This is a genomic window from Micromonospora sp. NPDC049903 (assembly GCF_044460945.1).
Lineage (GTDB): Bacteria > Actinomycetota > Actinomycetes > Mycobacteriales > Micromonosporaceae > Micromonospora.
Genome location: NZ_JBITKL010000004.1, coordinates 186,555 through 198,975 on the forward strand (window position 1 = coordinate 186,555; position 12,421 = coordinate 198,975).

The 12,421-nt window shown below is 70.2% G+C and carries 11 protein-coding genes; 6 read left to right on the plus strand and 5 right to left on the minus strand.

All coding sequences use genetic code 11. The features are described from left to right. Positions 1-159 precede the first annotated feature (159 nt). From yidC to rpmH, 4 genes are read right to left on the minus strand one after another with little or no spacing between them, the layout of a single operon-like run. A complete protein-coding gene (gene yidC / locus ACIBO1_RS10505) occupies positions 160-1,152 on the minus strand; it encodes a membrane protein insertase YidC (protein WP_350697980.1) in 993 nt (330 codons plus the stop codon). Continuing rightward, complete coding sequence (gene yidD / locus ACIBO1_RS10510; protein WP_217706055.1) at positions 1,149-1,394, minus strand: membrane protein insertion efficiency factor YidD; 246 nt, start codon at positions 1,392-1,394, stop codon at positions 1,149-1,151. The genes yidC and yidD overlap by 4 nt, the downstream gene beginning before the upstream one ends. 44 nt (positions 1,395-1,438) lie before the next feature. Continuing rightward, a complete protein-coding gene (rnpA, locus tag ACIBO1_RS10515) occupies positions 1,439-1,852 on the minus strand; it encodes a ribonuclease P protein component (protein WP_396743749.1) in 414 nt (137 codons plus the stop codon). Between the two features lie 32 nt (positions 1,853-1,884). Beyond that, entirely contained in the window at positions 1,885-2,022 is a 138-nt protein-coding gene (rpmH, locus tag ACIBO1_RS10520) for a 50S ribosomal protein L34 (protein WP_067300964.1), read from the minus strand. Between the two features lie 628 nt (positions 2,023-2,650). Between rpmH and dnaA the strand changes: the two genes are divergently transcribed. The 5 genes from dnaA to ACIBO1_RS10545 all read left to right on the plus strand — a co-directional run bounded on the left by dnaA (position 2,651) and on the right by ACIBO1_RS10545 (position 9,199). Then, positions 2,651-4,495: a chromosomal replication initiator protein DnaA gene (gene dnaA, locus ACIBO1_RS10525; protein WP_396743752.1), complete on the plus strand. Its 1,845-nt coding sequence runs from the start codon at positions 2,651-2,653 to the stop codon at positions 4,493-4,495. Positions 4,496-5,272: 777 nt separating this feature from the next. Further along, positions 5,273-6,406 carry a DNA polymerase III subunit beta gene (gene dnaN, locus ACIBO1_RS10530; protein WP_396743755.1) on the plus strand — a complete coding sequence of 378 codons (1,134 nt, stop codon included), beginning with the start codon at positions 5,273-5,275 and terminating at the stop codon, positions 6,404-6,406. A gap of 41 nt (positions 6,407-6,447) precedes the next feature. Next, entirely contained in the window at positions 6,448-7,320 is an 873-nt protein-coding gene (gnd, locus tag ACIBO1_RS10535; protein WP_396743758.1) for a phosphogluconate dehydrogenase (NAD(+)-dependent, decarboxylating), read from the plus strand. Positions 7,321-7,335: 15 nt separating this feature from the next. Then, positions 7,336-8,469 (plus strand): DNA replication/repair protein RecF, encoded by a 1,134-nt coding sequence (recF, locus tag ACIBO1_RS10540; RefSeq protein ID WP_396743761.1) that lies wholly within the window; start codon positions 7,336-7,338, stop codon positions 8,467-8,469. Between the two features lie 130 nt (positions 8,470-8,599). Next, the gene (locus ACIBO1_RS10545) at positions 8,600-9,199 is read left to right on the plus strand and encodes a DUF721 domain-containing protein (RefSeq protein WP_396744182.1); all 600 of its coding nucleotides are present in this window, start codon (positions 8,600-8,602) and stop codon (positions 9,197-9,199) included. A gap of 52 nt (positions 9,200-9,251) precedes the next feature. Here the strand turns inward: ACIBO1_RS10545 and ACIBO1_RS10550 are convergent, their stop codons facing one another. Then, positions 9,252-9,833 (minus strand): hypothetical protein, encoded by a 582-nt coding sequence (locus tag ACIBO1_RS10550; RefSeq protein ID WP_396743764.1) that lies wholly within the window; start codon positions 9,831-9,833, stop codon positions 9,252-9,254. A gap of 538 nt (positions 9,834-10,371) precedes the next feature. Between ACIBO1_RS10550 and gyrB the strand changes: the two genes are divergently transcribed. Further along, on the plus strand, positions 10,372-12,318 hold the full coding sequence (gyrB, locus tag ACIBO1_RS10555) for a DNA topoisomerase (ATP-hydrolyzing) subunit B (RefSeq protein ID WP_396743767.1): 1,947 nt from the start codon (positions 10,372-10,374) through the stop codon (positions 12,316-12,318). The last annotated feature ends 103 nt before the right edge of the window (positions 12,319-12,421 follow it).

A 12,421-nucleotide genomic window follows, 5' to 3' on the forward strand; every position in this document is an offset into this window, starting at 1 on the left:
GCCGGCGGGACGTCGCCGGTGCCCACGGGCACGTCTGTAGGGCAGTGTCGCCCGTTCGCCGCGTCGTTCGCGGCGCTTCCGCGCTCCGGCGCCGGCCTCTCGGCGGCAGCACGTCGCGCAACGGGCCGCCGTCGGTCTCCCGACGGCGGCCCGGACGATTCAGCCCTGCCGTTTGGCGGGGCGGCCCTTCTTCGGGTTGGCCGGCTTGGCGCCCGGCTTCGGGCCGGCGACCTTCGGCGCGGCCGGCGCGGGCGGCGCCTCGGCCGGCTTGCTGCGGCCGAACAGGCCACGGTTCTTGGCCGGCTGCGCGCCGTTCCGCGCGGCGGCGGTGGTGGCCGGCTTGCTGGTGGCGGTCACCGGCGGGGGGAACTTCCGAAGCACCCACTGCTGCTGGCCGAGGGTGAACAGGTTGTTGGTGACCCAGTAGATGATGACGCCGATCGGGAAGATGGCGCCGGAGATGAGCAGCGAGAGCGGGATACCGTAGAGCATCAGGCGCTGGATCATGCGCTGCTGCGGGTCCTCGGCCCAGCCGGTCTTGAGGATCATCTGGCGGCTGGTGAGGTAGGTGGTGCCCATCATCACCAGCACCAGGACACCGGCCATGATCTTCACGACGGTGCCGTTGGCACCGAGCTGTGCCAGCTCCGCGGCGGTGGAGCCGAACTTGCTGGCGATCGGCGCGGTGAAGAGGGTCGCGTCCGAGGCGCTGTTGAACTGGTCGACCGTCCAGCCGTAGATGTCCTTGTTGTTCTTCGCCGGGTCCGGGTTGAGGCGACGCAGGACGTGGAACAGGCCGAGGAAGACCGGGATCTGGAGGAACATCGGAAGGCAGCCCATCAACGGGTTGGCCTTTTCCTTCCGATAGAGCTCCATCATCTCCTTCTGGAGCGTCTCCCGGTCACCCTTGTGCTTCTCCTGCAGCGCCTTCACCTGCGGCTGGAGCGCCTGCATGGCCCGCTGGGACTTGATCTGCTTGACGAAGACCGGGAACAGGATCACCCGGACGGTGACCACCAGGAAGACGATGGCGAGAATCCAGGCCCAGTTCGTGCCGAGGACCGTGGCGTCGGGAATCCCGATGGCCTCCCAGGCCGAATGCCAGGCCAGCAGGATCCACGAGATCGCGTAGTAGATCCAGTCGAGACTCAATTCTCGGCTCCAGTCACGTCGGCAGGTCGGCGGCTGCCCGGCTCCGGTACCGGGTCGTATCCACCAGGATGGAATGGGTGGCAGCGCGACAGTCGCCGGACCGTCAGACCGGCTCCCCGCAGCGCGCCGTGCCGGGCAATCGCCTCCAGGGCGTACGCACTGCACGACGGGTAGAACCGACAGCGGGCCGGCAACGCCGGACTTATCCACCGACGGTACGCGATGACGGGCAGGGTCAGCACTCGGGCACCGGTGGTAGCCGGGCGCGGCGACGTGGGCTCTGAGCTCACCGTGGCCGCCGTTCCCGGCCGGCCCGGGCGGCGGCGAGCGCCGCGTCCAGGTCCGCACCGAGTCGCTGGTACGTCGCGTCGGCGGCGGCCGGCAGCGCGCGTACGACGAGGGTGCTCCCGGCCGGCAGCGCGGCGAGCCGTTCCCGGGTCAGATGCCGCAACCGGCGACGGACCCGATTACGGACCACCGCGGGCCCGACCGCCTTGGAAACCACGAAGCCGGCGCGGGACACCGGTGCGGAGTCTTCCTCCGCACCGCCCCGCGCCGGCTTCGGCGCTACGTCTGCGGCTCCGGGTGTGACCGGCAGTGTCAGGTGCACGACGAGCGTGCCCCGACCGGCTCGTCGGCCACCGCGAACCGCTGCGGCGAAGTCGATGCTGCGCCGCAGTCGTTGTGCGGCCGCCAGCACGACTGCCGTCCCCGGAGCGGACCCTGTCGGCCTCAGGCCGACAGGCGGGTGCGGCCCTTGGCGCGGCGGGTCGAAAGGATGGCGCGGCCGGCCCGGGTGCGCATGCGCAGCCGGAAGCCGTGGGTCTTCGCGCGCCGGCGGTTGTTCGGCTGGTAGGTGCGCTTGCTCACGTCAGGCTCTCCGTTGTCGGACGCCCGGACACGTGGATCGTCCGGGTCGTGGTGGTCCAGGCCGCCGCTGCGGTGGCCCCGATCGGCGCTGCCCGGATGGCTTGTCACCCCGGCGTTACGGGGCGCGACCGTGGGCAGCAAGCACCCATCACCCTAGCAGAGGGCGTGAGAGCAGCCCCTCCAGCCTAGGCCGGGGGGCAATCACCGTCAAACCGCCGCAGTCGGGCCGTCACCTGCGGCGACAACCGCCCGAAAGCGGGGGATTTCGCTGATGCCGACAACGTGCCAGGCGCGTCGACGGTTGATGATGCGGCGACATCGCTGTTACCGTGCCCGATTGCGGTCAGCGTCTCCAGTTCCGGGATGTCGCCGCCAGGCAAGACCGGACACGGTAGTGAATCGTTCGGCACGGTGAACCCGCTTCAGCGCCCGGCCACGGCAGGGGGCAGGTCCGACCCGCGCCCGGCGGGCGGCCACAATCGGTCGGTACACAGGCTGTGGATAACTTGTGGAGGACGACCGGTGCGGCGTCCGGGTGGGTGAGAAGTCACACCGCTCGGTACCAGGCATCCGGACAGCCGGGAAACGGCGGCGTCCGGGGGAGCAGAGGCGAGGGGGTGGCACGACGGTGGCCGGTACGACCGACCTTGCCGCGGTGTGGACGGCGACGACGGACGAGCTCGCCGACGAGATCATCTCCGCGCAGCAGCGGGCGTACCTGCGGCTGACCCGGCTACGGGCCATCGTCGAGGACACCGCGCTGCTCTCGGTGCCGGACGCGTTCACCCGGGACGTGATCGAGTCTCGGCTGCGCCCGGCCATCACCGAGGCGCTCACCCGTCGGCTGGGTCGGCCGATCCAGGTCGCGGTCACCGTCCGCGTACCCGAGGACGGGCACTCCACCGGCACCGTCTACCGCAGCTCGCCGGAGCCCGGCATCGGCCCCCAGGACGGCCCGGTCGACTTCGACGCTCGCGGGTCGGACGTCGGCCCCGCCGGTGACCCCGGTCGGCAACAGCTCCCGCTGATCCCGGAACAGCCGCAGCCGGGCCGGTTCGACCGGCCCGTGGCGGAGGTGCCACCGGCCGACGGCGGTGGGCGTACCGGTCACGGTCCTCCCTTGGTCGACGGCCAGGAGACGCTCTTCGGCCACGCCTTCGGCGAACCGTCCCGACCGCACGACCGGCCGACCGAGGTGCCCCGGCGGCCCGCCGACCGACTCGGCTTCACCGAGCAGGGCGGCCGGATGGACCCGCCGCCGAACGGTCCGCGCGGTTTCGCCGGACGGTACGGCGACGACCACGGGGTCTCTCCGCGCGACCAGCACGTGATCCGGGCGATGCCGAACGACGGCGGCACCGACAGCGGGCCCGGTCGGGGCAGCGCCGACCACCGCCCGGTCGGACGGGACGACCGTCGGCTGCCGACCGGCGCGGACAGCGGTGGCAACCGGCTCAACCCGAAGTACATGTTCGAGACGTTCGTCATCGGTTCCTCGAACCGGTTCGCGCACGCGGCGAGCGTGGCGGTGGCCGAGTCACCCGCGAAGGCGTACAACCCGCTGTTCATCTACGGCAGTTCGGGGCTGGGCAAGACCCACCTGCTGCACGCCATCGGGCACTACGCCACCACGCTGGGCAACGCCCGCTCGGTTCGGTACGTCTCGACCGAGGAGTTCACCAACGACTTCATCAATTCGCTACGGGACGACAAGACCAGTGCGTTCCAGCGCCGCTACCGCGACGTCGACATCCTCCTGATCGACGACATCCAGTTCCTGGAGAACCGCGAGCGCACCCAGGAGGAGTTCTTCCACACCTTCAACACGCTGCACAACGCCAACAAGCAGATCGTGATCACCTCCGACCGCTCGCCGAAGCAGTTGGCGACGCTGGAGGACCGGCTGCGGACCCGGTTCGAGTGGGGCCTGCTCGCCGACATCCAGCCGCCGGACCTGGAGACCCGGATCGCGATCCTGCAGAAGAAGGCGGCCCAGGAGCGGCTGTACGCGCCGCCGGACGTGCTGGAGTTCATCGCGTCCCGGGTGTCGAACTCGATCCGGGAACTGGAGGGCGCCCTGATCCGGGTCACCGCCTTCGCCAGCCTGACCCGGTCGAGCGTGGAGCTGTCGCTGGCCGAGGAGGTGCTGCGGGACTTCATCCCGGACGGCGCCGGCCCGGAGATCACCGCCGACCAGATCATGGTCGCCACCGCCGACTACTTCGGCGTCAGCCTGGAGGACCTGCGCGGGCACTCCCGCTCCCGGGTGCTGGTCAACGCCCGCCAGGTGGCCATGTACCTGTGCCGGGAGCTGACCGACCTGTCGCTGCCCCGGATCGGGCAGGCGTTCGGTGGACGGGACCACACCACCGTGATGCACGCCGACCGCAAGATCCGTCAGCAGATGGCCGAACGGCGTTCGCTCTACAACCAGATCGCCGAGCTGACCAACCGGATCAAGCAGAACACCTGAGGCGTACGCCCGCTGAAGCGGTGCCCACGACCCGGCCGGAACCCTCCGGCCGGGTCTCTTTTCGGTCTCGAACGTGGACTCTCGACGAGGTGTAGACCACACCATCGCAGGCGTGTCCGCTCCGGCCCGCGCTCGTTGTCCACAGCTCGTTGTCCACCGTCGGTGGATAACCACAGACCGTCGGCACCCGGTTACCCACAGGCTGTGGAGAAACCCTGGGGACAACCCTGTGGACGCCTGTGGGCGACTGGGGACAACGCGTCGCTCTGTCCACCGACGACGACCCACCTGTGGACGCCCTGTTGAAGGTTCTGGGGATGACGGGGTCCGAGACCGTCTCGGCTATCCACAGGACTGGGGAGAAAGTCGGTGGATTACCGGTGGACAACCGGTGGACGACGGTGGACAACGCGGTGCACGACGAGGGCCTGTGGACCACCAGGCGAGTTTTACCCCGGGTTCTCCACAGCAAAACCACACGTGGATAACGTCCTGACCTGCGTCGACGCGAGTTCTCCACAGTTTGCACAGGTGCGATGAAGACGATGGGTTATCTCTTCTAAGAGAACGAAAACCAATCATCACCGTTGGACTTCCTGTGGATCGGGCCGAAGCTGTCGGAGGCACCCGTCAGCATCGACTCGATCGCCAGGGGTCGGGCGCACAGCCGATACCCTCGCGCCCTAAGGTGCGATGGGTACCCGCACGCCAGGTGGGTCGGTGGGTAGCGGCCGGCATGAGAGAGTTGACGACGTCGACGTCGACGCGGAGGCATTGATGAAGTTCCGAGTGGAGCGCGACGCGCTCGCTGAGGCCGTGGCCTGGACCGCGAAGAGCCTGCCCAACCGGCCGTCCGTACCGGTGCTGGCCGGAGTGCTGCTCCGGGTGACCGAGGGCAGCCTGCAGGTCTCCGGCTTCGACTACGAGGTCTCCAGCCAGGTGACCGTGGAGGTGCAGGGCGACGCCGACGGCGCCGCGCTGGTCTCCGGTCGACTGCTCGCCGAGATCACCAAGGCACTGCCGGCCAAGCCGGTGGACATCGCCGCCGTCGGCGCGCACCTCGAACTGGTCTGCGGCAGCGCCCGGTTCACCCTGCCCACCATGCCGGTGGAGGACTACCCGACCCTGCCGGAGATGCCGGAGAGCGCCGGCACCGTCGACGCCGCCGCGTTCGCCTCCGCGGTTGCCCAGGTGGCGGTCGCCGCCAGCCGGGACGAGACGCTGCCGATGATGACCGGCGTACGCGTCGAGCTCTCCGGCGGCACGCTGGCCATGCTCGCCACCGACCGCTACCGGCTGGCGCTGCGCGAGATGGAGTGGAACCCGGACGACCCGGAGACCAGCATCAACGCGCTCGTGCCGGCGCGGACCCTCAACGACACCGCCAAGACCCTCGGGCCGCTCGGTGGGCACGTCGTCCTCGCCCTCTCCCAGGGCGCGGCCGGCGAGGGCATGATCGGTTTCTCCGGTGGCACCCGGCGGACCACGAGCCGCCTGCTGGACGGCGCGAACTATCCGCCGGTGCGATCCCTCTTCCCTGCCACCCACAACGCCGACGCCCGGGTGGCCGTCAGCACGCTCATCGAGGTCGTCAAGCGCGTCGCGCTGGTCGCCGAGCGGACCACCCCGGTGCTGCTCAGCTTCAGCGCCGACGGCCTGGTCGTCGAGGCCGGCGGCACCGAGGAGGCCCGGGCCAGCGAGGCCATGGAGGCCACCTTCACCGGCGAGCCGCTCACCATCGGCTTCAACCCGCAGTACCTGATCGACGGACTGGCCAACCTCGGGTCCCAGTTCGCCGTGTTGCAGTTCGTCGACGCCTTCAAGCCTGCGGTGATTTCCCCCGCCGGCGAGGATGGCGAGCTCATCCCTGGGTACCGGTACCTCATCATGCCGATCCGCGTGTCCCGCTGATCGGCAGAGCACACCCGAAACCCACCGAAAGGTAAGAACCGATGCAGCTCGGCCTGGTAGGACTCGGCCGGATGGGCGGCAACATGCGCGAGCGGTTGCGCGCTGCCGGTCACGAGGTGGTCGGCCTCGACCACAACTTGGAGCTGAGTGACGTCACCAGCCTGGCCGAGCTGGCGGAGAAGTTGGACGCGCCCCGGGCGGTCTGGGTGATGGTGCCCGCCGCCGTCACCGATGCCACGATCGACGAGCTGGCCGACGTGCTCGGCGCGGGCGACCTCATCATCGACGGCGGCAACTCGCGGTTCAGTGACGACGCCCTGCGCGCGGAGCGACTCAACGAGCGCGGCATCGGCTACGTGGACGTCGGAGTCTCCGGCGGCGTGTGGGGCCGTCAGAACGGCTACGGCCTGATGGTCGGCGGTGCCGAGGAGCACGTCGAGCGGCTGAAGCCGATCTTCGAGTCGCTCAAGCCCGAGGGCGAGTTCGGGTTCGTGCACGCCGGCCCGGTCGGCGCCGGCCACTACGCCAAGATGGTGCACAACGGCATCGAGTACGGCCTGATGCACGCCTACGCCGAGGGCTTCGAGCTGATGGCCGCCTCGGAGCTGGTCACCGACGTACCAGGCGTGATCAAGTCCTGGCGCGAGGGCACCGTGGTCCGCTCCTGGCTGCTGGACCTGCTCGACCGGGCGCTGGACGAGGACCCGGAGCTGAACCAGCTCAGCGACTACACCGAGGACACCGGCGAGGGCCGCTGGACAGTCGACGAGGCGGTCCGGCTCGCCGTACCGCTCCACGTCATCACCGCGTCGCTCTACGCCCGGTTCGCCTCCCGGCAGGACGAGTCACCGGCGCTGAAGGCCGTCTCCGCGCTGCGTCAGCAGTTCGGCGGGCACGCCGTCCGTAAGCGCTGACCGGCGCCCGGCCCCGTGTACGTCCGCCGGATCGAACTGGTCGACTTCCGCTCGTACGAGCGGGTCGGCGTCGACCTCGAACCGGGGCCGAACGTGCTGATCGGCGCCAACGGCGTCGGCAAGACCAACCTGGTCGAGGCGCTCGGTTACGTGGCGACGCTCGACTCGCACCGGGTCGCCACCGACGCGCCCCTGGTACGCGCCGGGGCCAGCGCCGCGGTGATCCGCTGCGCGGTGGTGCACGAGGGCCGGGAACTGCTGGTCGAGTTGGAGATCGTGCCGGGCAAGGCCAACCGGGCCCGACTCGGACGCTCCCCGGCCCGCCGCGCCCGGGACGTGCTCGGTGCGCTGCGGCTGGTGCTGTTCGCGCCAGAGGACCTGGAACTCGTCCGGGGCGACCCGGCGGAACGCCGCCGCTACCTCGACGACCTGCTGGTGTCGCGTCAGCCCCGCTACGCGGGGGTCCGCGCCGACTACGAGCGGGTGGTCAAGCAACGCAACGCCCTGCTGAGGACCGCGTACCTGGCCCGCAAGACCGGTGGCTCCCGGGGCGGTGACCTCTCCACCCTCGCCGTCTGGGACACCCACCTGACCCGGCACGGCGCCGAACTCCTCGCCGGTCGACTGGAACTGGTCGCCGCACTGGCACCGCACGTGGCCAAGGCGTACGACGCGGTGGCGGCCGGACGCGGCGCGGCGGGAATCGCGTACCGGCCGTCGGTGGAACTCGTCGAGCCGACCACCGACCGGGAGGCCCTGGCCGAGATCCTGGCCACCGCGCTCGCGGAGTCCCGGTCCGCCGAGATCGAGCGGGGCACCACCCTGGTCGGTCCGCACCGGGACGAACTCGCCCTTACCCTCGGCCCGCTGCCGGTGAAGGGGTACGCCAGCCATGGCGAGTCGTGGTCGTTCGCGCTCGCGCTCCGGCTGGCCGGCTACGACCTGCTGCGCGGCGACGGCATCGAACCGGTCCTGGTGCTCGACGACGTCTTCGCCGAGTTGGACGCCGGACGGCGGGAGCGGCTGGCCGACCTGGTCGGCGGCGCCAGCCAACTGCTGGTGACCTGTGCGGTCGCCGACGACGTACCGGCGGCCCTGCGCGGCGCCCGCTTCGAGGTGGCCGAGGGGACGGTGCGCCGTGTCGGATGAGCCGGACCGGCCGCGCACCGACGCGGCACCTGCCCGCGCCCAGCGGGCCGACGACAGCGCCGCAGCGCCCCGACGAGCGCCCCGGGGCCGGGGTACGCGTGGCGCGGGCCAGACCGCCCCGACGGGCGGCGTGGAGGCGGGTGCCGGCGGGAAGCCGGCCGATGGACGGGACGCCGGTCCGGCCGGCGTGAGCGCCGACGCGGGAAGCCCGGTAGCAGGCGCGGACGGCGCGTCCGGGCCGCAGCTCGCGCGGGCGGTGCTGGACGCGGCGAAGGCCCGCCGGGAGACCGCCGCCAAACCGCGCCGACGCGGCGTCACCGGAGCGGGTACGGGAGAGCGGCGGCTACGCGGCTACTCCGGCCCGGGACCGGATCCGCGTGATCCGCAACTGCTCGGCACGGTGCTGGCACGGCTGGTCAAGTCGCGCGGATGGCAGCAGCCGGCCGCCGAGGCGACCGTCTTCGGCGCGTGGGAGCGGGTCGTCGGGCCGGAGGTGGCCCAGCACAGCCGTCCGGTGAAGCTGGAGAACGGCGAGTTGACCGTGGAGGCCAGGTCCACCGCCTGGGCGACCCAGCTCCGCCTGCTCGCCGGATCGCTGCTGCAACAGATCGCCCGGGAGGTCGGTCACAACGTGGTGCGCAAGCTGCACATCCACGGCCCGGCCGCGCCGTCCTGGTCGCGCGGCCCACGCCGGGTACGCGGCCGTGGCCCCCGCGACACGTACGGCTGAGGAATCCGCGTGACGTACGCCGCACCCCGCGAGGTGCGGCGTACGCCTGCGGTCAGGAGTGCGCGGCGCGACGCGGCGCGGCCGACTCGGCGTAGACGGCGAAGCCCCGTTCGGCGCAACGCCGGTAGAAGGCGGCCACCACACTCAGCTCGGCGCAGGTGAACGTCCACTGCGGCGGCGCACCGCTCTCGTCCAGCAGGGCGTCCAGCCGGCTGTCCAGCCACCGCAACTGCTGCTCGGCCAGGCGACCGTCGGCGAGCAGCGACCGCAGCACGGTGCCGACCGACTCGAAGGTGACCGCCTCACCGTGCGGACGGTGTGCGATGACGAAGCGCTCGATGCCGCCCGCGATCCAGGCGCAGCCGTCCGGGTCGATGACCGGGTCCTCGTCCTCGGCCGCCGCGTCTGTGGCGTAGAGCACACCGTCGAGTCCGAGGATCAGATCGACCACCTCTGTGTACGCGGTGGCCCGGACCGTACCTGTCTTCGCGATCAGCTCGGCGAGCGCGGCGGTCGGCGCCGAGATCCCCGGCACGTCGACGATCTCGCCGAAGTCGACGAAGTCGGCCGGCGCGACCGGATCGTAGAACTGGCCGGTCCGCGGCCACTGGACCGCGACGTTGTCCAGCCCCATCTTGGTGTCACCTCTCAACGGCACGGGTGGGTCAATCGGGTCGATCGTCCGGTTCCGGCCGTGAAAGATCAAGGCCGGCCCGCCAACGCGAACGGACGGCAAGACCATGGTGGGCGATACCCGCCAGTAGCGCTGTCGGCAGCGCCGCCCGGGTCGTGTCGCCGTCACGCGACGGATCCGGCGATCATGCCCTTGCGTGTAGGGGGAGTCGCAGACAGCGCGGTTCGGCCCGCTGCGTTAATCTCAGCCGCCGCGAAGGGGTGCCGAGTGGTGGTTCTATCGCCCGCGCACAGTAAGATTGGTGTGAGACGAAGACCCGGTGCGGAGCGACGGGTCACGGGTCCGACACGGGCCCGCGATCATTGTCCGACTCGGGTCGAGCCGATCGCGATCCGCGGGCAACCGCGGCGACCGGCGCGTTCGACCCGTACCCCGGATTCTGTCCCCGGTGCCGGTCTGCGTGCCGACGTCGCGTCTGTCCGCCGAACCCGCGCCGGACGTGCCTGACGGCGCGGACGGCGCGAGAAAGTGGCCGAGGGTGGCAGCGCAGGACAATCAGCAGTACGGCGCCGAGTCGATCACCGTCCTCGAAGGTCTGGAGGCGGTCCGTAAGCGGCCCGGTATGTACATCGGGTCCACCGGCGAGCGGGGCCTGCACCACCTCGTGTGGGAGGTCGTCGACAACGCGGTGGACGAGGCGCTGGCCGGTCACTGCGACACGATCGACGTGGTGCTGCTCGCCGACGGAGGCGTCCGGGTCACCGACAACGGGCGTGGCTTCCCGGTCGACCTGCACCCCAAACTGAAGAAGCCCGGCGTCGAGGTGGCACTGACCGTGCTGCACGCCGGTGGCAAGTTCGACGGCAAGGCGTACGCGGTCTCCGGTGGTCTGCACGGCGTCGGCGTCTCGGTCGTCAACGCCCTCTCCACCAAGATGGCCGTGGAGATCCACAAGGACGGCTTCGTCTGGCGGCAGCAGTACCACCACTCCAAGCCCACCACCCTGGAGAAGGGCGAGCCGACCGACACCACCGGCTCGGCGGTCTCCTTCTGGCCCGACCCCGACGTCTTCGAGACGATCGACTTCGACTTCCAGACGATCTACCGCCGCCTCCAGGAGATGGCCTTCCTGACCCGTGGCCTCAAGATCCACCTGCTCGACGAGCGGGTCGCCGAGGGCGAGGAGGGCAAGCTCCGCGAGGTGACCTTCCAGTACGAGGGCGGCATCGCCGACTTCGTCCGGCACCTCAACGCCTCCAAGAGCCCGATGCACAAGACGGTGATCGAGTTCGGTTCCGAGGAAGAGGGCATGTCGCTCGAGATCGCCATGCAGTGGAACGAGTCGTACGGCGAGTCGGTCTACACCTTCGCGAACAACATCAACACCCATGAGGGCGGCACCCACGAGGAGGGCTTCCGGGCTGCGCTGACCAGCGTGGTCAACCGCTATGGCGCGGACAAGAAGCTGCTCAAGGGCGACGAGAAGCTCTCCGGTGAGGACATCCGCGAGGGCCTCGCGGCGATCATCTCGGTCAAGCTGACCAACCCGCAGTTCGAGGGTCAGACCAAGACCAAGCTCGGCAACACCCCGGTGAAGAGCTTCGTCCAGCGGGTCTGCAACGACCGGCTGGTCGACTGGCTGGACCGCAACCCGGCCGAGGCGAAGATCATCATCACCAAGGCGTCCCAGGCCGCCCGCGCCCGGATCGCCGCGCAGCAGGCGCGCAAGCTGGCCCGACGCAAGTCACTGCTGGAGTCCGGCTCGATGCCGGGCAAGCTGGCCGACTGCCAGTCGACCGACCCGCGCGAGTCCGAGGTGTTCATCGTCGAGGGCGACTCGGCGGGTGGCTCGGCCAAGCAGGGCCGTGACCCGCGGACCCAGGCGATCCTGCCGATCCGCGGCAAGATCCTCAACGTGGAGAAGGCCCGGATCGACCGGGTGCTCAAGAACAACGAGGTGCAGGCGCTGATCACCGCGCTGGGCACCGGCATCCACGACGACTTCGACATGGAGAAGCTGCGCTACCACAAGGTGGTGCTGATGGCCGACGCCGACGTCGACGGCCAGCACATCCAGACGCTGCTGCTCACCCTGCTGTTCCGCTTCATGCGGCCGCTGGTCGAGCTCGGTCACGTCTACCTCGCCGCCCCTCCGCTTTACAAGATCAAGTGGAACAAGAAGGGCGACGACGCGCAGTACGCGTACTCCGACCGGGAGCGCGACGGGCTGATCGCGCTGCGTCAGCAGAAGAAGCCGAACGCCAAGCCGGACGACATCCAGCGGTTCAAGGGCCTCGGCGAGATGAACTACCCGGAGCTGTGGGAGACCACGATGAACCCGGCGACCCGGACGCTGCGTCAGGTCACCCTGGACGACGCCGCCACCGCCGACGAGCTGTTCAGCGTGCTGATGGGCGAGGACGTCGAGGCGCGCCGCTCGTTCATCCAGCGCAACGCCAAGGACGTCCGCTTCCTGGACATCTGACGGGCGCGCCTGCCGGGCCGGGACTCCGGCCCGGCAGGCCGGTCCACAGAGTTATCCACAACTTGGCCGCTATCCACAGCAGTTATCCACAGGCACAAAAACG